The sequence below is a fragment of the Hymenobacter sp. B1770 genome, assembly GCF_049896385.1.
In the GTDB taxonomy this organism is placed as follows: domain Bacteria; phylum Bacteroidota; class Bacteroidia; order Cytophagales; family Hymenobacteraceae; genus Hymenobacter.
The window spans coordinates 202,325-223,308 of record NZ_JAFCUF010000007.1 but is presented as its reverse complement, the minus strand read 5'-3'; the positions used below and the strand labels follow the sequence as shown (position 1 = coordinate 223,308).

Genomic DNA, 20,984 nt, shown 5'->3' with positions numbered 1-20,984 from the left:
GGGCAAAAGAGCGGCCGCGCCGGCTGTCCGTCCGGAACTGGTAGCCCCGCTTACTTTAGCACATAGCCCACACTCAGGCCCATGGTCCAGAGCGCGCCGGAGTAGGCATAATCGGCTTGGAACGAGCGGTAGCGACTGGCTTGGCCGGCGCTGGAGCGGCTGTAAAGGTTGTTGAGGCTGGCGGACGCATCGAGGCGTAGGCGCGGCAGAAATATCTGGCACTGGTAGCCCAGCGTGGCGGCCCCACCGTAGCGATTGATGGTTTCGGTGAACTTACGGTTGCGGAAAGTATAGTAGAGCAGGCCGTCGGGCGCCGGGTCCTCGCCCCAGACTTCCTTTTGGTAGCTCAGGCGCAGGTGCTGGTATTCGGCTTTCAAGCCGATGTACAGGCCCGCCAGCCTGGTGCCCTCGGTGCCGGTGTTGGGAATGTAAAACCGCGAGCCAAAGCCCAGACCGTAGCCCCGAATCTGGTCGTTGGAGGTTGTTATCGTAATGGTAGAGTTGGCTGAATAGTCGTTCGGCTTGCCCGAAACCAGCCGTGGCAGCAGCGAAAAGCTGAAACGCTGGCCATGGCGGTATTCAACCTCGGCCTCGTACGTGCTGGAGAACAGCTTCACCAACGCCAACTTTCCAACCAGCCGGGCCGAGTCAGGTGCTATCTGGGCTCGGGCCGGGCCGGAATTCAACAGTAGCATGGCCGCAGTTAACAGACCAATTATCAGCTTGGGAAGGCGTGTTGTCATTTCTTGAGCGGAACAACGGGGATGCGGCTTAGCTGCTGCAGGCTACCAGCCCCCGTGGCCGTGGGGGCCGAGTAGCGGTATTGGTAAAGCCCGTCGGCGCCAGTAACGAGCAGAACGCCCCGCCGGGCGATGACATCCGTTGCGGCAATATTGAAGGCCTGCAGCTGTACCAGGTTGGGCGTGTTACGGGCGTCGAATACTTTGATGCCCCGGTCGCACACAAATACCAGGGAACTGTCCACGCCCAAGCCATAGGGCTGGGACATCGGGTAAGATTTGACCAGCAACGGCCGACTCATGGTAACTAGGTCCACTACGTCGAGCTGATTGACGCCGCGGGCGCACCCGCCGTCGTTGCGCAACGTCACGTAGGCGTAGCGGTCGGCCACCACTACGGGGTCGCAGCTCACGGCGTGTTCATACGAGCCCACCAGCCGCGGCGTGCTGCTGTTGGTATCGTATATAAACATGCCCCGCTGGCTGCCGATGAACAGGTAGGGCGCTCGTGGGAATATGGTTTCTATGTCGGTGCCCACTGGCACCACGGGCCCAGCCGCCGGCGTGCGGGGCGTGCTCAGGTCGAAAGTGCGCAGGTTGAAATGGTCTACGGCGTACAGAGTGTTGCCCATAATGGCGAAGCGGGCCATGGAGCCAGCTTGCCCATCGCCACCCGCCGAGTTGAACGACGCATCAGAAGAGCTGCCGCAGCTGTTGCTGCTCAGGGTAACCACCAGGCTCAGCAACGTGCTCAACCGCAAAAGAAAGAGGTTTTTCATGGCTTAGCGTTTTTCCCAACCCACAATCACGGAGTTGGCGGGGAGGTTAGCGGGTTGGTATTCGGCGGGCATAGAGAAGAAGCGGACCGGCGCCGAGAGCTCGGGCAGGGCGTCGCGGGTACGACCCACTTCGCGCGGCTGCGTCGGGTCGCTGATGTCGACCACTACCAGGTCGGGGCCGTTGTCGGCATAGAGCAGGGAGCCCCGAACGGCTAGATCTACATTGCCAGGAATGCGCAGAAACTGCACTTCCGTAGGTTTGGCCGGGTCGGCATTGTCGTAAATGTGAATGCCTTGGTACTGCTCGTTGACGAACAGGTAGCGGTTGCTTACAAAAATTTTGCCCGGCACCTGCAGTGGTCGCGGCGCCTGCCCTGCCACCGAAGCTTCCAGCTGCTGGCGCGACATCAGAATGGGGCGGTAGCTGGGGGCCGGATCGGTTGGCGGCTGATTGACATCAACGCAGCTTCCGAGCAACAGGCTCAGTACGGGCAAGTAGAAGAGACGCATAGTGAGTGGTAGGGTAAAGAACCTTGCTGTTTAACTGCAACGTAGCCAGCCGATAGCCGCGAGTGGTGCCTAAGATACGAGGGTTTGTATGATTATATAAGACTTTTAACTCGCTTGTAAATTCTCTGCGGGCGGGCCGCTTATACTTGCGCCTCCAATCTTGCTGATGCTGCTGCCCGCAACCCCTTCGCCACCCGTTATTTCCCGCCTAGCACCCACGCCCAGCGGCTACCTGCACCTGGGCAATGCCGTGAACTTCGTGTTGACTTGGCTTCTCACCCGCCAAGCTGGCGGCATCTTGCACCTCCGCATCGACGACCTAGACCGAGCCCGACTGCGCGCGGCCTACCTAGATAATATTTTTCGGGTCATCGACTGGCTGGGCATTGATTATGACCATGGCCCCAACGGTCCCGACGATTTCCTGCGTCACTATTCGCAGCTGCTGCACCTACCCGAATACAACGCCGTACTGCGTCGCCTGACCCTGTCGGCTCCGCTGCAGCGGCCTGGGCAGGTGCAGGCCAGCACCCGCTCGCGCACCACCGGAGCCGATGCACCAGCATCTCTTGAAACACCGGGCGCGGCTTGGCGCATCCACGTACCCGCTGGTACCACGGTGCCCGTGCCCGATGTCTGGCAGGGCGAAACCACGGTACCGCTCGGTGCGCTGATGCCTGACTTTGTCATACGAAAAAAAGACGGCGTGGTCGCTTACCAAGTAGCATCGGTAGTAGATGACCTGCGGCTCGGTACCTCGCTCATTGTGCGGGGGCTGGACTTGCTGCCAAGCACGGCTGCGCAACTCTGGCTGGCCGGGCAGTTGTCAGAAACCGCAATTTTCAATACCTCGCGCGTTCAGTTCCTGCATCACCCCTTGCTGACCAACGCGGATGGGCAAAAGCTATCAAAGTCGCAACAGCTCCCTTTAGATGCGGGCGTGTTGGGTGGAACCGCTGGCCCTCGGGCTGTTTATGAAGCAATAGCAAGCCTTTGGGGGCTACCACCCGGTACTGTGGGCTCGTTGGAAGAGTTGGAAAGCATGCTTTCCACAAATCGGCTGTCATGCTGAGCCTGCGAAGCATCTTATCACGCCCTAACGGTACGTTCAGCGGCGATAAGATGCTTCGCAGGCTCAGCATGACAGAAGTGCCTCAGCATGACAGACGGTGCACTTGTTCCGGCTACCGCACCTCTTTCTTAAACTGCTCGGCCCAATGGTCGGCTAGGCGCGTAGGCTCTGGAAGTTTGTAGCCGCGCAGGCAAGCCAGCGTGAGCCGCGTGGCCGTGGCCTGGTCGCAGCGGTGGCCGGGGCTCACGAACAGAGGCAGCACTTTGTCTTTGCTGCGAATGACTTCGCCAATCAACTCACCGGTTTTGGCATCGGTAAGGGGTGAAAGATTGCCGCGCTCAATTGCTGGTTCAGTAAACGTGCCCGTCAGCTTTTGCTTGGCTACGCCGAAAGTGGGCATGTCGAGCAGCACGCCGAGGTGCGCGGCAATGCCCATACGGCGCGGGTGCGCAATGCCGTGGCCGTCGACCATGATGACGTCGGGCTTGTTTTCAAGCTTGGCGAAGGCGTGGATGACGTTCGGTGCTTCGCGGAAGGAGAGGAAGCCGGGCACGTAAGGCATGTCGACCACTCCGTAGTTGTATACCTTCTCAACTACTTCCATCGAGGGAAATTTCAAGACCACAAACACCGAGAGGATGGTGTCTGGCGTAGGGAAAGAGGAGTCGCAGCCGGCAATAAGGCGCGGCTCCTGCGCCAACGGCTCGGCCCGCACCCGCAGGCGCATTTCCTGCTGCTGCTGCGTGAGCGACTGTACCAGAACTGGGTCGGGTGGAGGGCCGGGCGGGCGGTAATAGGCCATTTGGGAGGAGTGAAGGGTGAGTTATTAAGGTATGAGTGCGGAAATGGGAGGGGAGGGTGCGCAGCCACTACCACCCAGCCAAAGCGAATGGCGTATACGTGAAAGTGGTACTTGCTTCTAATCCATCACGCATAATTCACTTTCTTACCCCTGACCGTGGCCAATCCCAACCATTCTGAGCAGCCGGCTGCCACCGGCTCGGGCCCGTGGCTTGAGCGCCGCTACTTCATCGACGTGGCCCGGCCGCGCCTCACGCCCACGCAGCTCATGGCTGCAGTGCAGGCCGATGTACCTCGCTTTGCGCCCGAGCTACTGGCCGATTTCAAGAAGAAAGAAGGGGAAGAAACGGGCTTGCGCGTGGGCGAAGAGTTTGAAATTTCCATCCTCGGCCCCTGGAACGGCTGCGTGCGGGTGACCGAAGTCGCTGATACGCTCTTTGAGTTCATTACCCTGGAAGGCCACCCCGAAGCCGGCCGCATTTGTTTCGAAGCCCACTACCTGGACGAGTCTCCCGATACGCTGCGGTTTGAAATCCGCTCGCGGGCCCGCTCCCGCGACGGGTTGGTGGCGTTTGCCTACAGCACCCTTGGTGTAGGCAAACGGGTGCAGGAAGCCACCTGGGTAGAGTTTTGTCGGCGCGTGGCGGCGGCCAGCGGCGGCCAGGCCCTTTCCGACGTCACGGTAGAAACCCTGACTCAAACCGAAGCCGGCTCCCATGACTTCGAGCGCCATGCGTAGCCCGGCAGCCAGCGCCCGCCCTCCGTTGTGGGAGCAGCACCGCGCCCGCCTCGACTCCTACGCCAATACTGAAGTCAACTACGACTTCACACGCCAAAACGAGTACACCACCGCCACCGGCTGGCGCATCGACGACTACGAAACTGACCTGCCCGCCGAAGCGCCAGGCCCCCCCGCCGCGGCTGGCTCGTTTGCGGCAGCCCAGGACGTGCTGCAGCGCTACGCCTTTCCGCCGCCCGACCTCATCACCGGGATTTTCTCTCCCGACGGACCGCTCGAAAAGCGTATCATGGTGCTGCGGGCGCAGTTTCTGTTCTTTAAATTCTACTTCGGCGTGCGGGTGAGCGGCGTGACCGACGAGGTTGCCCGCGATACTCCCCATGGGCCCGAGTGGGTGTGGGGCTACGGCTACCGCACCCTGGAAGGCCACTTCGAGCGCGGCCAGATTGACTTCACCATTCACAAAAACCTTCAGACCGGTGCGGTGCAGTTTCGCATCCACGCCGTGTCGCAGTCCGGCCAGATTCGGAACCCGTTTTACTGGGTGGGCTTCAAGCTGTTTGGGCGTATGCTCCAACGCAAGTTTGCCCGCGAATCATTGAAGCGGATGCGGGAAATGGTGGCGGCTGCCTTGGCCGAAGGAACCCCCGCACCGTCTGTTCCCGTAGCAGCGGCCGGAGTAGCTAGTTAAGGCTAATGCAACCGCTGGTTTAGTGAAATAGACGTCGGTCGGCCCAAAAGGTACCGAAGGGAAATAGCGACGCCAGCAGCGCCAGCACAATCTTCCCAAACGACCACGAGCGCGCAATCCCTACCTGAAGCACCAGCACCACATACAGCACAAACAGCAGGCCGTGCGCCATGCCCACGTAGCGCACCGCGGTGGGCTGGCCTGCCAAGTACTTCAGCGGCATGGCGATGCCCAGCAACACCAGCAACGACACTCCTTCCAGAAAACCAATCAGCCGCAAGCGGCCCAACGACGTAAGTAACAGATGACCGGGAGCGGGGGGCATGGCAGCAAAATGCAAGGTTGAAACCGCAAAGCTACCCCACACTTTTCAGCCCTTTAGCCGAAACCTTCGCCCGCTGCTTTGGTTAGCCCGTTTCTACGCCCCGAGCATAAGGCCGCAACGCAGCGGCTGTGCCAACTCATAACTCATAATTCAACACTCATATTTATTTCAATGCTTCCTACCAAAGCCTATGCAGCCCCAGCTGCCAGTGTTCCGCTTGCTCCGTTTGATTTTGAGCGCCGCGAAGTCGGCCCGCACGACGTGCTCATCGATATCCAATTTTGTGGTGTGTGCCACTCTGACTTGCACCAGGTACGCGACGAGTGGGGCGGTTCCGTGTTTCCAATGGTGCCAGGCCACGAAATTGTGGGCCGCATCACCAAAGTGGGGGACCACGTGAAAAACTTCAAAGTGGGCGATTTGGCTGGCGTGGGCTGCATGGTCGACTCCTGCCGCACCTGCCCCAGCTGCCAGGAAGGCCTGGAGCAATACTGCGAAGAGGGCATGGTGGGCACCTACGGCGGCCGGGAAAAAGGCACCGGCAAGCCCACCTACGGCGGCTATTCCAACCAAATTGTGGTCGATGAGCAGTACACCCTCAAGGTGTCTGACAAGCTCGACCCGGCCCGTGTGGCCCCGCTGCTCTGCGCTGGCATTACCACCTACTCGCCCCTGCGGCAGTGGAAGGTGGGCCCCGGCCACCGCGTGGGCGTGATGGGTCTCGGCGGCCTCGGCCACATGGCCGTGAAGCTGGCCGCTGCCATGGGCGCCGAAGTCACGGTACTCAGCACCTCGCCCAACAAAGAAGCCGACGCCAAAGAGTTGGGCGCCCACAAGTTTGTGGTGACCAAGGAGAAAGACCAGCTGAAAAGCGTTTCGAACTACTTCGACTTCATCATCAACACCGTATCAGCCCCGCTCGACCTGAGCCAGTACGTGAGCCTGCTGCGCCGTGATGGCACCATGATTCTGCTGGGGGTGCCGCCCGAAGCGCCCGAACTGCACGCTTTTGCCCTCATCGGCAAGCGCCGCCGCATAGCTGGCTCCCTCATCGGCGGCATTGCCGAAACCCAGGAAATGCTGGATTTCTGTGCCGAGCACAACATCATGTCCGACATTGAAATGATTGACATCAAGGACATCAACGAAGCTTACGAGCGCATGCTGAAAGGCGACGTGAAGTACCGCTTCGTCATCGATTTGGCCACGCTGAACTAAGTCCCGTGCCAGCGGCGGCCCAAGGCGTCGTACCAAAACGGCCGGCTTTCCCATTCGGGAAGGCCGGACGTTTTGGTAAGCCACAGGTTCTGAGCTTACTCCTTCACCAGTTTCAGGCGTTGCACTTGTCCGTTGCTATACCGCACCTGCACCACGTAGAGGCCCCGGGAAAGGGACTGCAAGTCGGGGAGGCTCATGCTGGTAGTAGCATCGGGGCCCAGGGTTGGCTGCCAGGTGCGCACCTGGCGGCCCGTGTTGTCGAGCACGCTCACCGTGGCCTGCCCGGCAACCGGAGCTTGCAGTGTCAGATTGATTTCAGAGGTAAACGGGTTGGGGTAGCCCTGCACCGCAGCGGTAGCAGCTGCTCCAAAAGTGACGGCCCGCGGGCCAAAGAAGCTTTCCTTATCGTCAAGGTCGAGCTGGCGCAGTCGGTAGTAGCGCGTTCCTGCGTTCACGCCCGCCGCGTCGCGGTACTGGTAGTTGCGGGCAGTGCTGCTGTTGGGCGTTCTGGCGGCCACGAAGCCTAGCTTCCGGAAGGCGACTCCATCGTCAGATGCCTGCACTTCAAATCCTTTGTTATTGATTTCCTGCGCCGTAGTCCAGTTTAGCACGGCATCAGTTCCGCTGGCCACTGCTGTGAAGCTGGTGAGGCCCACTGGCAGCGGAGCCAGCTGGTCGCCAAGGGTGAAAATGGCCGCCAGCGTGCCGGGGATGTTGACGCGCGTCAGTACGTTATTGACCACGTCGAGCGTGGAGCGCTGCAAATTGGTGAAGGGGACACTGCCGGTGAGGGAGCGGAACAGCAACAGGTCGTCTTCAGTAATGCCGTTTACTTCCGCATCGAGGTAACGGAAGCTAAGAGTGAAGTTCTGGTCTTCGGGGTGTTCGCTCACAAAGGTAAAGCCGCGCTTTACGCTTTTGCTCGGTGGCACTCCGTTGAAAACATAGCCTGTGATGCGCGTGGCCAGCGTGATGCCCGGCGCTATTGCCCCATTGGTGATGAGGCTTACCCCAATGTTTCCGAAGTTGTTGAGCACACCGGTGTTGACAAACCGTTGTGCTCGCAAAATGCCTAGCACATGGCTGGTTTCGGACTCGCCGATGACTTGCGCATTGGGTGCTAGGTCGATGTTGTATACAATCGAGTTGTCAGTGCGGGTCGAGACGATGCCTCCTAGCCCCGAGAAAGTGAGGGAACTTAGGATGTCCATGCGGTTGGTCAGGATTTTGGTGCCGCCACCTTGCACCACAAAATCAAGGAAGACACCCCCGTCGAAGGTTTGGGTTTCGCCGGCCAGGATGAATAACCCGCCCGATTGCCCAAACCCGCCGTGGGGGTCCTTAAAATCGCCATATACCTCCAATGCTCCTCCAGCCAGGAAATTGCGGGCGCCCAGGGCGCCGTTATCGCCCAGAATAGAGAGGGTGCGTACCTGCGCTACGCCGCCACGAATGGTGGGGTACCGGCCATTTTGGAAGAAAGCAATAGTAGCGTCCGTGGTCCGGGTGGGCACAATGTTAGGGTTCCAGTTCAGTGGGTCAAACCAATCGTCGCTTTGGGCGCCGGTCCACTGCACAGGCACTCTGCCCGTCACGGTAAAGGTTACCGTGTAGTTTCCTCCCGCGTTATTGTCAAAAATGAGGGCTGTGCCCCCGCCCGCTCTCCTGAAAGAGTAAAGCCCCTGGAAAAATACCTCTAGTACGTAGGTTCCCGGGCCGCTGGTGTTGGCTAGCAAATTGGGGTTGCTGGTGGTATTTACCCACTGCTTATCGCGGGCATTGGGGCCGCTGCCAGTCCCGGCTAAGTTCAGAGCCAGCGAGGTAAACGTTTCAGGGGAAGGGCGAGGTGTGCCCTGCAGGTATACCCGATAAAACAGTTGAACCGACTGCACGTCGTCGTTGCCGGTTTCGTTCGTGTTGGCTTCGGCACCCAAAAGCAAGGAGCCGGTGGCGCGGTCGAAACTACCAAGGTCACGGATGCCCAAGAAGGACGGCTCGCTACCTCCGCCGTTGCTGTTGGTATAGTAACGGGTACCGTTGAGGATGACATAATCCCTCGTGAACTCCGTGGCAGTGGCCGGATTAGCCAGCGCAGTGAGCACTAGCAGCACAAGCCCCATCAGAAGTTGCTGCTTAGGGAGGGTAAGTGCTTTGCTTAATGAGTAGAAGTTATTGCGGACATTGTTTATAAGTTTTTTCATGGCTTCTCATAGCTTAATTGAATAAATCAGGAGAATCGAAAACTTTTAATTTAGTACGAGAGCAACGATGGAAAGGTGCCGTTCAGTTTAACAAATTATTGGTTTAATAGATTGGTGCTCATGTTGCTATATTAACATCTCTTCAAGTGTATCACCGGGAATTAGCCTCTTCTGCAGGCTAGTCGCTCACATTGGTAAGCCAGCCCCGCATGCCGCCACAAGCACAAGGCAGCACCCCTCAACAAGGTGCACAAAAAAGCCCTTCGGTAAGGAAGGGCTACGCAAAGCCAGTACTAAATAATTTGCCCCGAGTGGCGGCCTGTTGCAGCAGGCCACCACTCGGGGCAGGTAGTCAAACACAATAATTATTCAGAAACAATAAATCGTTTTTGGATAGGGGTAAGGGTAGTGGTGCTGGTCAGGGTAAGGATGTAGCTGCCGGGAGCGGTGCCGGCGGGTAGAGGGAGAGGAGCGAGGTAGCGGGCATCGGGGAGCGTCAGGGCCTGGGCCACGAGTACCCGGCCCAAGGTATCGGTGATGCGCAGGCGAATTTCTTCGCCATCGTATGACTGGGCCAACAGATTGATGAGTTGGCCGGCACTGGGGTTGGGGTAGACTTCGAGCGCGCGGGCCAGCCGGGGGGCGGGCTCCAGAGGCACAACCGGGCTATACTTCACTGTACCGTCGCGGTCTACCTGCCGCAGGCGGTAGTAGGTGCGCTGCCTCAACCGCTGCGGGTCGGGCCACTGGTATGCATGTGGTTGGGTGGTGAAGCCAGCCGCTGGCATCTGCCCCACCTCCGAAAAAGTAACCCCGTCGGGAGAGCGCTCAATTCCGAAGTAATTCGAGTTACGCTCGGTGGCCGTGGTCCAGCGCAGGGTAGCCAGACTTCGCTCATCCACTGAGCCACTGAAATGAGTCAGTTCGACGGGTAAGGGAACTACTGGGGCGCTGCGAGTGGCAACCGAGACACTGGTGCCGCGTGTGTGGTAAGCAATGCTGGTGCCGTCCGAGTTATACTCGGCGTTGGTGATGTAGTAATAAGTGCCCGGCCGCAGGCCCGTTACCGTTGCAGTGTGGCCCGTGCCATTGTACACCACGTGCCCCGACCCCAACGTACTGCCCTGGCCGTAGTGCGCATGGCCGGCATAGAACTGCCCGTTGGCAGCTACCAGTGGCACGGGCATGCCGCCGGGCGTAGCCGCCATGGCTACTACCCGGCCCTGCCCTGTGCCACTGGTACCAAACTCCAGCTCTATGGTTGTGGCCGTGACGTCAAGAATGCTGACCTCACCGCCCCGACTGGGCGCCACAACCTGAGCTTGAGCCTTGCCAAAGGATAACCCCGCCGCCAGCCACAGCAGGGTGGATATAATGTGCAGACGCATAATAATTGAAGGGTAGAAATTGAGCTATAAGATAATTGGGTAATGGAGGGTGATGTGTTTTTATAACTATTATAATGGTGGCGAAAGAGATTTAATTTTTACTTAACCTAGATTGCTGCTCTCTTTCATTATGACAAATATAGGACTCAAATTTAAAATACAACCTTTAAGAGCCTAAAAATTGCTTTTGTGTTGAAATTTAATTGAAGTTAAGGAAGAGAACCGATTTTAGTGTTTTTGTATAATATATAATATTCACAATGATTGCTTTTGACTTTAAATGGTATTAATACGGTTTGATTTTTACTCGTGAATAGAGTTTGAGCGGCGTGCAAAAAGAAAAAGGCAGCCGATGGGCTGCCCTTAAAAGAAGAAAGTATAAGTGCTATGCTATGCCATCACGCGCATGGTTGGGACGGCGGGCCAAGGGGTGTGGGTAACTTGTACCTCGGGCCACAGGGCCTTTTGGCCGTTGTAGTGCAGGAACACGCGGGCGGTGGTGATGACGTCCTTCTCGCAGTAGGTGACGATGCGTTTGAGGTTTTTTTCGGTCCAGTAGGTATGACCAACCTGCGAACCATCGATGTCGTCTTTGGGGCTGGGAATGCCGAAGACGCCGGCCAGCAGGGGCAGGGAAATGTGGCCCTTGTTATCGCCGAATTTCCAGAGGTCCATGGTGTCGAGCAGATGAGGCAGGTCCCAGGGCTTGTGGCCGGCAATGTCGAGCATGGGCGGAATGGCTTGGCCGCAAATGAGCATGCGACGGCCCAGGTAGCCGTAGTCGAATTCGCGCCCATTGTGGGCGCAGAGGTAGTGACCGTCCTTGCTGGCCGAAGAGAGCTTGGGGTACCGCTCGAGGCTAGCTGGCGGGTAGCGCTCCAGAAACCGGCCGAAGCCGCCCAGCACCTCGCACTCGTCGTCGTCGGCAAAGGATTTGACCCGAAACTCCAGCGAATCGTCGTTGAAATACCGGAAGTAGCCCACTGAAATGCACACAACTTTGCCGAACTCGGCGTAGAGGCCGGCTTTTTCATAAAGCTCGGGGTGGGTTTTGCCGTCGGCTACCTCTTTGGCGTGGCGTTTGGTGCTGAACTTCTCCCAAAGCGACTGGTGGGGGGCGGGCAGCTCATCGTGGCAGCTATGGCACGGCACCGTCTCGATATCAACAAAAAAGACTTTGGTAAGGTCAACGTGGCGGAGAATGTGCATGGCAGCGGCGGGCTATAGTCGAGTATGAAGGTAGGGCCCGGGCGGGCAACCGCGCAAAATTTAAGGGCAATTCAAAACCACGCTGTTCACCCGCACACCCATTCGCTAAACCACGGTATACAGAAGGAGCAGATTGAGTTGCTGATTACCACCAGGTGCCAGCGGGGCTGGCCTGGCAGTCTGCCTTCCGCTACAGCGCAGGTTCAGCTGGCGGAGTACCTCTTGCCGGTAGGTGCTGCCCACGGGCATATTTGAGCTGCTGGGATGCAACGGTGCCGGCAAAAGCTCGCTGATGCGTACCATTGCCACGCTGCAAGATGCTGATTCTGCTAGCTGGCGCGGAGTGATTGTGTGATTTCTATGGAAGCAAAACGCGCGCCCTCTGTGGGAGAGGCCGCGCGGCTAAAGGAATTGGTCGGCAATCCGAATGATTGCTCATAAAGAAAAAGCGTTAGGCCGGCTGCTTTGCTTCGGAAGCTGCTGTGGGCTCGGGGCGGCGCATGAAGCCCATGCCGCAGCGCTGCTGCATCTGCTGCCGGAATTTCTCGCGCTCCTCGTCGCTGAGGTTTTCCATGCGGCCGGCCATGCGCTGCTGCCAGGCCTTGCGGCGCCGGGCCCAGTCGCCGGGCTGTCCGCCCCGGAAACCGCCAAATAAAATGCGGCTCAGCACCAACAAGCCCAGGGTTTGGACGGCCGTGATGGACGGTCCATTGAAAATTTCGGGCACTAGCCAGTTCCACAGGTACTGGGTGATGAAAACGGCAGCCGTGATGAACAAGGCCGCGAAGAGGAAAAAACGGAGGCCGCGGAGCAGCCAGAATTTACGGTCCATGATGGGTGAAATTGCGAGATGGTGAAATAGTGAGCTGCTAGCTATGCGATGAATATGGATGATGCTATTCGTGTGCTCACCACTCCACTATCTAGTCCGTGAATAATTCGGTGTACAGTTTCTGCAGCCGTTTGCGTAGGTGCAGCACGGCGTAGTGTTTGCGCGAAATAAGGGTTTTGAGCGGCACGCCGGTTTCTTCCTCCATTTCGCGGAAGGTTTTGTCTTCTAGTTCGTGCCACACAAACACTTGGCGCTGGGCAGCGGGCAGTTCAGCCAGTGCTTCGGTGAGGGCATCCATGAGGGTTTCGCGCAACAGGCGGTTTTCGGGCGAGTCGTTAGGGGCCGGGAGCAAGTCGGCCAATAGCAGGCCTTCACCGTCGTCCGACGCTTCGGCCGCACCAAAGGCTTCTTCCAAACTCACGGGGCGCTTGCGGCGGTACAAGTCGGTGATGCGGTTGCGGGCCACCCGGAACAGCCAGGCCGCGGCCTGCTCCACGGGCTTGAGCATGCGGTAGCTTTCCACAAGCTCGGCGAAGACGTCCTGCAGGAGGTCTTCGGCTTCGGCTTCGTCGGGAATGCGCCGACGGATAAACTGCAGCAGCCGGGGCCGCTGCTGCCGCACGGCATCGGCAATCTGGCGGTCTTGCTGCGTAGCCGTCATCGGAGCAAGGGGAGAGGGGAGCGAAAGAGCCATGGTTTCCATTCTGACCAAGCAGACGCCGGTGGCTCGAAATTACTTTAAATGCGGCACGGGTGTAGTGTGGACTCTGCGAGTCCGCGCGTGAACGACACCCGCACGGCGCACGCGCGGACTCGCAGAGTCCACGCTACATGAAAAAGGACCTGCTTTTTCCTTTTTCAAGGATACCTTTGCCGGCCGGCTGCACTGTTCTTTCGCCGGCCCTTTTCGCATGGACCAAACTATTCCTGAAGTAATCCGCACCGTTCCGCTGCAGTACTACGTCTTTTTTGCCTCGGCGCTGTTTGCCATCGGCGTGACGGGGGTGCTGGTGCGGCGCAATGCCATCATTATTTTCATGTGCGTCGAGCTGATGCTCAATGCGGTGAACATCCTGCTCACGGCGTTCTCGGCCTACCGGGCTGACCCCAACGGCCAGATTTTCGTGTTTTTCATCATGGCCGTGGCCGCCGCCGAAGTCTCGGTGGGCCTGGGCATCATCGTCATGATTTACCGCAACTTCCAGACCACCGACGTCAACCTGCTCAGTAGGTTGAAGTGGTAGCGTAGGCTCTGTCATTGCGAGCAGATCGAAGCAATCCGTCCTGTTCTCAGCGAATGCCTACAAAATGTGACAAGTTTGGAAAAGACAAGTCTTTATTAAGTGCGTCACAACTCGAAAGTGACTGAGTATTACGAGGAAGGATTGCCGCGTTTCGCTGCGCTCCACTCGCAATGACAAATTGCCCTAAGTACAATGCAAGAAACTGTTCTCCCTGGCGCCAACGCCCCTTATTCCACGTTTCTCTACGTCCTGATTCCGCTGCTGCCCTTCCTGGGCTTTTTGCTGAACGGCCTGCTGAACCGGAAGCTCTCCGGCACCGTGGCCGGCCTCATTGGCAGTGCCACCGTGTTGGGCTCGTTCCTGATTTCGGTGATGCTGTTTCTCAACTTCGAGTACCAGTACACGGTGCAGCTCTTCGACTGGATTTCGGTGGGCTCGCTGCAAATCCCTTTTCAATATCAGATTGACCAGCTCAGCCTGATAATGCTGCTGCTCGTGACGGGTGTGGGCTTTCTCATTCACGTCTACAGCATCGGCTACATGCACCACGACGAGAACGTGGGTAAGTTCTTCAGCTTTCTGAACCTCTTCATCTTCAGCATGCTGCTGCTGGTGATGGGCGCCAACTTCGTTATCCTGTTCATTGGCTGGGAAGGCGTGGGCTTGTGCTCCTACCTGCTCATCGGCTTCTGGAACAAGAACACGGCCTACAACAACGCAGCCAAAAAGGCCTTCATTATCAACCGCATCGGTGACCTAGGCTTCCTGCTCGGCATCTTCCTGATTTACCTGACGTTCGACTCGGTGCAGTACGCCGAAGTGTTCCAGAAGGCCAGCACCATGCAAATCGGCACGGGGGTTATCACGGCCATCACCTTGCTGCTGTTTGTGGGCGCCATGGGCAAGTCGGCCCAGCTGCCGCTCTACACGTGGCTGCCCGACGCCATGGCTGGCCCCACGCCCGTTTCGGCCCTTATCCACGCCGCTACCATGGTAACGGCCGGTATTTACATGGTGCTGCGGGCTAACGTCCTGTTCACGCTGGCGCCCGATACGCTGCAGGTAGTGGCCATTGTGGGCGCGGCCACGGCCTTGTTTGCCGCCACCATTGGCTTGGCGCAGAACGATATCAAGAAGGTGCTAGCCTACTCCACGGTTTCGCAACTGGGCTACATGTTCCTGGCCTTGGGCGTGATGGGCTACAGCACTTCGCTGTTTCACGTGCTCACCCACGCATTTTTCAAGGCGCTTATGTTCCTCGGGGCTGGCTCCGTGATTCATGCCATGAGCAACGAGCAGGACCTGCGCCGCATGGGCGGCCTGCGCAAGGCGCTGCCCATCACCTTCCTCACTTTCCTCATCGGCTGCTTGGCCATTTCGGGCATTCCTCCGTTTTCGGGCTTCTTCTCGAAAGATGAAATTCTGGAGCACGCTTTCCAGCACAGCAAGGTGCTGTGGGGTATGGGCCTGCTCACGGCCTTCCTCACGGCCTTCTATATGTTCCGCTTGCTGTTCCTGGCTTTCTTCGGCGAATTCCGCGGTACCGAGGAGCAACGTAAGCACCTCCACGAGTCGCCGCCCAGCATGACGTTTCCGCTGATAGTGCTGGCCTTGCTGGCGGCGGTTGGTGGTTTCATGGGCGCGCCTATGTTCACGGGCCGCCATTTCCTAGCCGAGTACTTGGCCCCAATTTTCACGTACTCGCAGCGTTTGGTGCCCGCCGCTTTCGCGCACGAATTGGACCACAGCACTGAACTGATACTGATTGGACTATCCGTTGCGGCGGGCGTGCTGGGCATTGCTCTGGCTTATGTGTTTTACGTGGCCCGTGCCCAGCGTCCAGTCGAAGACGATGCCCAGCGCTCGGGCCCCGAGAGCTTGGTATACCATAAGTACTACATCGACGAGCTGTATAACACGCTGTTCACGAAGCCCACTATGGCGCTATCCACTGGCCTGTACAAATTCGTGGAAAACGGTGTTATCAACCCCGTGGTCGGCGTGTTTGGCCGGGCGGTGAATGGTGGCGGCCAGCTGCTGCGCTACGTGCAAACGGGCGCTGTGGAAACGTATTTGATTCTGATGGTAATCGGCATTGTACTGATACTAGCGCTCAATTTTGGGCGGTTTTAGCGTTTAGGCGTTTTTTTAAGGAGTAACGTCATGCCTCGGGGAACCTCATTCTCGGCTCCTCTCCAAAAAAGAATGTAAGCCTGACGAAACCAAAAGCCCCGTTGCGGACAGCAGCGGGGCTTTCTGTTTGAAAAGCTACACGTTTCTTGTGCCGTGGCTCCCTTCACTTTTGGAGAGGGGCCGGCAGGGGTGAAGTTTCGCAGGGGAGGTGCCGCTAGGCAAGACTTATCTATTATTCAGAACCTCTTACCGCCAGCGCCGCCCGGTTTTGTACGCCCCAGGCCTGAATGGCCTCGATAACCGGGGCCAGGGAGCGGCCGCATTCGGTGAGGGAATATTCCACCGTAGGAGGCACAGTCGGGTAGGGACGGCGCGTCACGATGCCGTGCGATTCCAGCAGCTTCAGTTCCTTGATAAGCATGCGGGCTGTGATGCCAGCCACGTCGCGCTCCAGGTGTTTAAAGCGCAGGGTGCCGTGGTGCAGCAGGCTGTGGATGATGGCAAATTTCCACTTACCTTCCAATACGTCCAGCGTTTCGCGGAAGGGGCAGTCCAGCACAGGTTTTTCTTTCGAGGTAGGCATAAATTATAAGCTTGAGTATGAGCGAAGGTTACACATGCGTTCGTAGTATACATGCGTGTAACTACTTGCAAAAGTATACTATTGGGTTGACCTTTGTTTTGTACTCGTAACTAAACACAGCACGCCCTATGTCTCAATCTGTATTGCACCGCGCCAATACCCGCGGGCACGCCAACCACGGCTGGCTCAATTCTTACCATACGTTCAGTTTTGCAGGCTACCACGACCCTGCCCGCATGCATTTCGGGATGTTGCGCGTGCTCAACGACGACACCGTGGCCGGTGGCATGGGCTTCGGCAAACACCCGCACGACAACATGGAAATCATCTCCATTCCGCTGTCGGGCGACCTGGAGCATCAGGACACCACGGGCCGGCAGGCTGTCATCCGCGAGGGCGACGTGCAGGTGATGAGCGCTGGCACGGGCCTGGCCCACAGCGAGAAAAACCACAACCCCGACCAGGAGGTGAAGTTCCTGCAGATTTGGGTGTTCCCAAACAAGCGCAACGTGGCCCCGCGCTACGCCCAGCAAAGCTTCCGGGCCGAAGACCGGCACAATAAGCTGCAGCAGGTGCTCTCGCCCTCGCCCGACGACGAAGGCGTGTGGATACACCAGGACGCCTGGTTTCATCTCACCGATTTGGATGCTGGTGTGAGCTTGGACTATACGCTGAAGCAGGCCGGCAATGGCGTCTACGCCTTCGTGCTAGAGGGCGACGTTACCATCAATGGGCAAGCACTGCACCGCCGCGATGGTTTCGGACTGTGGGAAGTGGAGGCACTTACCATTAAGGCCGACAGCACCGCTCGCTTATTGCTTATGGAAGTGCCCATGCTGGGCTAAGTTTGCAAGAGTTCGCTACTACTTAACCATTGAGCAACCCTAATTATTAGCTATCAAGGGATTTAGATTGGTGAATTAGGTGTGCATCGAATAGAAATAGCAACTTTTTTAGGTAAATAGGGTATAACGGCACATCAGCTGTCCGCGGAAAAGCGGCGGTTGACTCACGTCTCTATTCTTAAACCTATGCACCTAAAACCTCAACTCCTGCGCGGCCTTGCGCTGGGTGCAGTCATGCTCGGCATGGCTGCCCCAGAAATCCAGGCCCAATCCGCCGATAGAAAGACGGCCATCAGCCTATCGGGCAGTGCTTACCAATACAAAGGCAACTACGGTTCCCATTTCTGGGACTGGAGCAAGTCCAACGGTGGCCCTGGCATTTCCTTCAATCGTTACCTCACTTCCGGCCTTGACTTGGGCCTGCAGTTGGGCTATGCGGAGCTCAAAGGCGCCCATGAGCGGTTTCCTACCGCCAGCATGTTCCAAACTAATGTGGTGCACGGCAACTTGGCTTTCAAGCTAAAGTTGAACAACGGTTGGGCTTTCAAGGAAGACGCCTTCATTCAGCCTTACCTGACCATCGCGCCGGGTTTGGCTTACTTTAGCCGGGATGCCACGTATCGTAACCAGAGGACCGACGAGAATGCCACGCACTTCGACTTGTTCGGCGCCGCTGGTATCAACTTCCGCCTCAGCGACGGGATAGGTCTTTTCATCCAGACCGGTCAGCACATTCCGTTCGGTGCTAACATCGACGGCGACCGGGTGCGCGACGATAACCGGATTGATGACCGGTTCCTGCAGCACACCGCAGGCCTCACCTTCGCCTTTGGCAAAATGCAGGACGAGGACGGCGATGGCGTATCCGATAAAAAAGACAAGTGCCCCGGCACGCCCGCCGGCGTGGCCGTGGACCCCAATGGCTGCCCCCTCGATAAAGACGGCGACGGCGTGCCCGATTACCAGGACAAGTGCCCCGACGAGAAAGGCCTCGCGGCCCTGGAAGGCTGCCCTGACCGTGATGGTGATGGTGTGCGCGATGGCGACGACAAGTGCCCCGACACCCCTGGCAAGGCCGAGCTGCAAGGCTGCCCCGATGCTGACAACGACGGCGTAACCGATGCTGCTGACAAGTGCCCTAACACCCCTGCCGGTGTAGCTGTAGACGCTACCGGTTGCCCGCTTGACCGCGACGGTGACGGTGTACCCGACTTCCAGGACCGTTGCCCTGACCGTGCCGGTCCGGCTTCAAACCGTGGCTGCCCCGAGATTAAGGCCGAAGCCAAGAAGGTACTCAACGAGGCCACGAAGTACATCAACTTCGAGTTCAACAAGGCTCGCTTGCTGCCTAGCTCGTACCCCAAGCTGCAGGAACTGGTGAAAATCATGAACGAGTATCCTGACTACAGCTTGAGCATTGCCGGCCACACCGACAACGTAGGTGCTGACGCTTACAACCTCGCCCTGTCTTATGACCGCGCTGCTGCTGCCCGTGCCTACATGCTTGAGCAAGGCCTCACGGCCGAGCGCATTCAGTCGCGTGGCTATGGCGAAACCAAGCCCGTTACGACTAATGCAACCAAGGCTGGTCAGGCGCTCAACCGCCGCGTAGACTTTGACCCCTTCCTGACCGGCGACCCCAACCCCGCCGAGACGAAGTATGGCCCCGCGCCCACCATCGCCGAGCTGAAGAAGACCGGTACGGTTCCTTCGGTGAAGAAAGCTCCTGCCAAAAAGGCTCCGGCCCGTAAGGCTCCCGTGAAGCGTAAGTAAGCTGTACCGCAGCAAGCGCTAAGTGAGAAAAGGCCCGCTCGATGAGAGCGGGCCTTTTTTATGGCCGATTGAGAAAATGGAGACTTGTTCTTACATCAAGCAGTTCAGAGGTCATGCAGAGCACAGCATCTGATGGGGAACCTTACCCCGGCTATGGCCCAATGTTTACACCATGGCCAGCATCTGCCGGGCGTTGCCGATAGCGGAGGCGTCGATGTCGTTGTTGAAGTAAACATACGCTTGCTCGACGCCGGGCTGCGCTTGGATTCCAGCGGTGATGCGCCGCAGGAAATCTTCGTCGTAGGGCGAGCGGTAGAGGTCGGGCACGCCGTGGAAGCGGTAGTAGAGCTCGGGCGCGGTGGCCACCACGGCATCGGGCAGCTCGGGGTGGCTCTGGCCGCAGAAGATGACGTTGCGGCGGGCCAGCTCTTCGTACACTTCCGGCTGCCACCAGCTGGGGTGGCGGAACTCGAGCACGTTGCGAAACGACGGGTCGAGGCAGTCCAGGATGCGGGCCAGGCGGTCAGGCTCGTAGGCCGTGCGGGGCGGCAGCTGGAAAAGGATGGGGCCTAGTTTTTCGAGTAGGCCGCGGGCGGTGGTGTCGTAGAAGTCGCCCAGCAGCTGCTGCACGTTGTGGAACTGCTTGTAGTGGGTGATGAGCTTGGGGGCTTTCACCGCAAACTGAAAATCGGGCGGACTCTGGGCGTACCAGTTTTCCAGGAACGACAGCTGCGGAAACCGGTAGAAGGTCACGTTCAGCTCCAAGGTCTGGAAGTGCTGGCTGTAGTAGTCGAACCACAGCCGCATGGGCATTTTCTCGGGGTAGAATGTGCCGCGCCAGTGGCGGTAGTGGTAGCCCGAGCAGCCGATGTGGAATTGTGTCATACCGTCGGCAAACGGCATAGCCGGCTGGGTTGTTAAGGTTGAGCTTGGAGCAACTGCTGCATTTGGCGGGCATTTTCCACGCCCACGGCAGCTATGCCGTTGTTGAAGTGCAGGTACACTTCCTTCACATTCTTGGCCGTTTGCACTTCGGCGGCGATGCGGGCCAGGGTACGCTGCACCTGCCCGTCCCACCAGCTGGGGTGGCGAAATTCGGCCACGTTGTTGAAATTGGGGTCGAGGCTGTTGAGGAGCCGCTCCATCAGCTCTTCGGTGTAAGCAGCTTTGGGCGGGAGCTGGAACAAGCACGGGGCCCAGCTTGTCGCGCAGGCCCTCGGCCACGGTGGCATAGAACTAGGCCACGCTAGGCCCCGGGCAGGCCCACAAGCTCTTTGAGGCGGGCGGTACTGGCTTTCACGCTTTCCTGGGCCTGCTTGCGGGCTGCCCGCGAGGTGTTAAGCGAGATTTCGGCCTGCTTGAAATCAATCTTGTCGTTTATGTCCGCCTCGTAGCGGGCGCGGGCGTCCTTTAGGCCCCGCAGGCGCACGAGGTCCGATTCTTACACGCGCACCTGCTGCTGGGCCAACAGCACATCGTAGAAGGTGCGGCTCACGTTGGCCATCAGGTTGGTGCGGACCAGGGCGGTGTTTTGCCGGGCAAACTCTCTTGAGGGGCCTGCCTGCCGGCGAGCCAGCCACACGTCCTGATTGTAGATAACCTGGGTGCCGCTCAGTGTGAATGTCGAAGTATTGATGAGGCCTGCCTGCCGCGGCGACAGGCCGCCCTCAGCGTTGGGCAGGACCACGAAGGGCAGTTGAAAAGCCCGTTAGGCATTGCCGGGGAAGCCTACCTGGGGCAGCCAGCCGGACAGCCCAATCCGAACATCAGCCTCGTTCACTTGCTCATCGAGCCGGGCCTGGCGTACCAGCGGCTGGTTTTGAAGGGCATAGCGCACGCACTCCGGCAAGCTAAGCGGGGCTGCCTGAGGCGGGGCGCCTAAGGCAGTAGGCTGCGCCAGC

The 20,984-nt window shown here is 58.4% G+C and carries 24 protein-coding genes and 1 pseudogene; 9 read left to right on the top strand and 16 right to left on the bottom strand.

Going from position 1 to position 20,984, the window contains the following annotated elements; all coding sequences use genetic code 11:
* Positions 1 to 50: 50 nt before the first annotated feature.
* Genes ACP7AJ_RS15545 through ACP7AJ_RS15535 form a run of 3 tightly spaced genes read right to left on the bottom strand, consistent with a single transcriptional unit; the run spans position 51 to position 2,029 of the window.
* The gene (locus tag ACP7AJ_RS15545; RefSeq protein WP_426061129.1) at positions 51 to 695 is read right to left on the bottom strand and encodes a hypothetical protein; all 645 of its coding nucleotides are present in this window, start codon (positions 693 to 695) and stop codon (positions 51 to 53) included.
* Between the two features lie 44 nt (positions 696 to 739).
* Positions 740 to 1,519, bottom strand: coding sequence for an LVIVD repeat-containing protein (locus ACP7AJ_RS15540; protein ID WP_426061128.1), 780 nt, complete (start codon positions 1,517 to 1,519; stop codon positions 740 to 742).
* Positions 1,520 to 1,522: 3 nt separating this feature from the next.
* Positions 1,523 to 2,029, bottom strand: a complete 507-nt coding sequence (locus ACP7AJ_RS15535; protein ID WP_426061127.1) for a hypothetical protein — start codon at positions 2,027 to 2,029, stop codon at positions 1,523 to 1,525.
* A 166-nt stretch (positions 2,030 to 2,195) separates the two neighbouring features.
* On the opposite strand from ACP7AJ_RS15535, the gene ACP7AJ_RS15530 reads away from it, so the two are divergent.
* On the top strand, positions 2,196 to 3,101 hold the full coding sequence (locus ACP7AJ_RS15530) for a glutamate--tRNA ligase family protein (RefSeq protein ID WP_426061126.1): 906 nt from the start codon (positions 2,196 to 2,198) through the stop codon (positions 3,099 to 3,101).
* 112 nt (positions 3,102 to 3,213) lie between these two features.
* On the opposite strand, the gene nfi is transcribed toward ACP7AJ_RS15530, so the two are convergent.
* A complete protein-coding gene (gene nfi / locus ACP7AJ_RS15525) occupies positions 3,214 to 3,903 on the bottom strand; it encodes a deoxyribonuclease V (RefSeq protein WP_426061125.1) in 690 nt (229 codons plus the stop codon).
* Positions 3,904 to 4,059: 156 nt separating this feature from the next.
* On the opposite strand from nfi, the gene ACP7AJ_RS15520 reads away from it, so the two are divergent.
* Complete coding sequence (locus tag ACP7AJ_RS15520) at positions 4,060 to 4,641, top strand: DUF1990 family protein (RefSeq protein WP_426061124.1); 582 nt, start codon at positions 4,060 to 4,062, stop codon at positions 4,639 to 4,641.
* Entirely contained in the window at positions 4,619 to 5,332 is a 714-nt protein-coding gene (locus tag ACP7AJ_RS15515) for a DUF1990 family protein (RefSeq protein WP_426061123.1), read from the top strand. The genes ACP7AJ_RS15520 and ACP7AJ_RS15515 overlap by 23 nt, the downstream gene beginning before the upstream one ends.
* 19 nt (positions 5,333 to 5,351) lie before the next feature.
* Here the strand turns inward: ACP7AJ_RS15515 and ACP7AJ_RS15510 are convergent, their stop codons facing one another.
* A complete protein-coding gene (locus tag ACP7AJ_RS15510; RefSeq protein ID WP_426061122.1) occupies positions 5,352 to 5,657 on the bottom strand; it encodes a DUF3817 domain-containing protein in 306 nt (101 codons plus the stop codon).
* A 171-nt stretch (positions 5,658 to 5,828) separates the two neighbouring features.
* On the opposite strand from ACP7AJ_RS15510, the gene ACP7AJ_RS15505 reads away from it, so the two are divergent.
* The gene (locus ACP7AJ_RS15505; RefSeq protein WP_426061121.1) at positions 5,829 to 6,875 is read left to right on the top strand and encodes an NAD(P)-dependent alcohol dehydrogenase; all 1,047 of its coding nucleotides are present in this window, start codon (positions 5,829 to 5,831) and stop codon (positions 6,873 to 6,875) included.
* 95 nt (positions 6,876 to 6,970) lie between these two features.
* Here the strand turns inward: ACP7AJ_RS15505 and ACP7AJ_RS15500 are convergent, their stop codons facing one another.
* From ACP7AJ_RS15500 to ACP7AJ_RS15490, 3 genes are all read right to left on the bottom strand, one after another.
* Positions 6,971 to 9,076: a T9SS type A sorting domain-containing protein gene (locus tag ACP7AJ_RS15500; protein WP_426061120.1), complete on the bottom strand. Its 2,106-nt coding sequence runs from the start codon at positions 9,074 to 9,076 to the stop codon at positions 6,971 to 6,973.
* Positions 9,077 to 9,441: 365 nt separating this feature from the next.
* Complete coding sequence (locus tag ACP7AJ_RS15495; protein WP_426061119.1) at positions 9,442 to 10,464, bottom strand: T9SS type A sorting domain-containing protein; 1,023 nt, start codon at positions 10,462 to 10,464, stop codon at positions 9,442 to 9,444.
* 390 nt (positions 10,465 to 10,854) lie between these two features.
* Positions 10,855 to 11,673, bottom strand: coding sequence for a 3'-5' exonuclease (locus ACP7AJ_RS15490; protein WP_426061118.1), 819 nt, complete (start codon positions 11,671 to 11,673; stop codon positions 10,855 to 10,857).
* Positions 11,674 to 11,908: 235 nt separating this feature from the next.
* On the opposite strand from ACP7AJ_RS15490, the pseudogene ACP7AJ_RS15485 reads away from it, so the two are divergent.
* A pseudogene (locus tag ACP7AJ_RS15485) lies at positions 11,909 to 12,007 on the top strand (ABC transporter ATP-binding protein); the annotation flags it as partial.
* Positions 12,008 to 12,124: 117 nt separating this feature from the next.
* On the opposite strand, the gene ACP7AJ_RS15480 reads toward ACP7AJ_RS15485, so the two are convergent.
* Together ACP7AJ_RS15480 and ACP7AJ_RS15475 are read right to left on the bottom strand one after the other, a co-directional pair.
* Positions 12,125 to 12,505, bottom strand: a complete 381-nt coding sequence (locus ACP7AJ_RS15480; RefSeq protein ID WP_426061117.1) for a hypothetical protein — start codon at positions 12,503 to 12,505, stop codon at positions 12,125 to 12,127.
* A gap of 91 nt (positions 12,506 to 12,596) precedes the next feature.
* Positions 12,597 to 13,199, bottom strand: coding sequence for an RNA polymerase sigma factor (locus tag ACP7AJ_RS15475; protein WP_426061116.1), 603 nt, complete (start codon positions 13,197 to 13,199; stop codon positions 12,597 to 12,599).
* Positions 13,200 to 13,416: 217 nt separating this feature from the next.
* Here ACP7AJ_RS15475 and nuoK point away from each other — a divergent pair, with 217 nt between their 5' ends.
* Positions 13,417 to 13,749: an NADH-quinone oxidoreductase subunit NuoK gene (nuoK, locus tag ACP7AJ_RS15470; RefSeq protein WP_188562078.1), complete on the top strand. Its 333-nt coding sequence runs from the start codon at positions 13,417 to 13,419 to the stop codon at positions 13,747 to 13,749.
* 192 nt (positions 13,750 to 13,941) lie between these two features.
* The gene (nuoL, locus tag ACP7AJ_RS15465; protein ID WP_426061115.1) at positions 13,942 to 15,882 is read left to right on the top strand and encodes an NADH-quinone oxidoreductase subunit L; all 1,941 of its coding nucleotides are present in this window, start codon (positions 13,942 to 13,944) and stop codon (positions 15,880 to 15,882) included.
* Positions 15,883 to 16,114: 232 nt separating this feature from the next.
* Here nuoL and ACP7AJ_RS15460 read toward each other — a convergent pair whose 3' ends face one another.
* Complete coding sequence (locus ACP7AJ_RS15460) at positions 16,115 to 16,465, bottom strand: winged helix-turn-helix transcriptional regulator (RefSeq protein ID WP_426061114.1); 351 nt, start codon at positions 16,463 to 16,465, stop codon at positions 16,115 to 16,117.
* A 128-nt stretch (positions 16,466 to 16,593) separates the two neighbouring features.
* On the opposite strand from ACP7AJ_RS15460, the gene ACP7AJ_RS15455 reads away from it, so the two are divergent.
* The gene (locus ACP7AJ_RS15455; protein ID WP_426061113.1) at positions 16,594 to 17,310 is read left to right on the top strand and encodes a pirin family protein; all 717 of its coding nucleotides are present in this window, start codon (positions 16,594 to 16,596) and stop codon (positions 17,308 to 17,310) included.
* A gap of 186 nt (positions 17,311 to 17,496) precedes the next feature.
* Positions 17,497 to 19,083: an OmpA family protein gene (locus ACP7AJ_RS15450; RefSeq protein ID WP_426061112.1), complete on the top strand. Its 1,587-nt coding sequence runs from the start codon at positions 17,497 to 17,499 to the stop codon at positions 19,081 to 19,083.
* Between the two features lie 165 nt (positions 19,084 to 19,248).
* On the opposite strand, the gene ACP7AJ_RS15445 is transcribed toward ACP7AJ_RS15450, so the two are convergent.
* Genes ACP7AJ_RS15445 through ACP7AJ_RS15425 form a run of 5 tightly spaced genes read right to left on the bottom strand, consistent with a single transcriptional unit; the run spans position 19,249 to position 20,920 of the window.
* Complete coding sequence (locus ACP7AJ_RS15445) at positions 19,249 to 19,968, bottom strand: DUF72 domain-containing protein (RefSeq protein ID WP_426061111.1); 720 nt, start codon at positions 19,966 to 19,968, stop codon at positions 19,249 to 19,251.
* A gap of 32 nt (positions 19,969 to 20,000) precedes the next feature.
* Entirely contained in the window at positions 20,001 to 20,270 is a 270-nt protein-coding gene (locus ACP7AJ_RS15440; RefSeq protein WP_426061110.1) for a DUF72 domain-containing protein, read from the bottom strand.
* 59 nt (positions 20,271 to 20,329) lie between these two features.
* A complete protein-coding gene (locus ACP7AJ_RS15435; protein ID WP_426061109.1) occupies positions 20,330 to 20,512 on the bottom strand; it encodes a TolC family protein in 183 nt (60 codons plus the stop codon).
* A 12-nt stretch (positions 20,513 to 20,524) separates the two neighbouring features.
* A complete protein-coding gene (locus tag ACP7AJ_RS15430; RefSeq protein WP_426061108.1) occupies positions 20,525 to 20,770 on the bottom strand; it encodes a hypothetical protein in 246 nt (81 codons plus the stop codon).
* Between the two features lie 21 nt (positions 20,771 to 20,791).
* The gene (locus ACP7AJ_RS15425) at positions 20,792 to 20,920 is read right to left on the bottom strand and encodes a hypothetical protein (RefSeq protein ID WP_426061107.1); all 129 of its coding nucleotides are present in this window, start codon (positions 20,918 to 20,920) and stop codon (positions 20,792 to 20,794) included.
* Positions 20,921 to 20,984: the final 64 nt, after the last annotated feature.